General features: G+C 31.2%; 1 protein-coding gene. It reads left to right on the plus strand.

Annotated elements, in window-relative coordinates:
- Window positions 1–331 (plus strand): hypothetical protein (locus tag SM447_RS29695; RefSeq protein ID WP_474576173.1); only part of this gene is annotated, 331 nt, incomplete at its 5' end.
- Between the last annotated feature and the right edge of the window lie 236 nt (window positions 332–567).

The following is a 567-nucleotide window of genomic DNA, read 5'->3' on the forward strand; positions in this document are numbered from 1 at the left end:
TACAACACCTTTATTTTTAGCAGTACTGACTTTTTTTAGCTCCTGCCATGATGATGAATTCGTCCAAGCAGAATCCTTTGAGGATATTGTAAAAGAAATCACTGAAATCAAAAACAATTCACTTACTAAAGGGAAAACATGTTTTATTTGTGATTTTGAAGCAACAACCCCAGAGGTAATTTATTGTGATAATGGCCTCAATGAGGATAATAAAAATGTGGTACTTCAAATTTCTAAAGGAACTGTCGTGGAGTTAGTAGACATTACCATACAGGAACAGATAGAAAAAGTTTCCAAAAGTGCTACGTGCAAGGTATATACTGGAGAATAATTCAAAATCAATTACACATTTTACCTCTTTTTGGGTTTAGCTTAACTCATTTTATAGCACTACACTATCTACCATTTTCAAACCAAAAAATGGTCACAATGACTTTTTGTAACTGTTTCTTTACTTCTTATCTAAGTGCTCAATTATCTGCGTTATGAGACAAATAAGTCAGTTAAAAATCATTGAGTTCCATAGCTGATGCTTTTTGTAATTTTACATTATTAGAAAAAATAATT

Source organism: Micromonospora aridisoli (assembly GCF_056150025.1).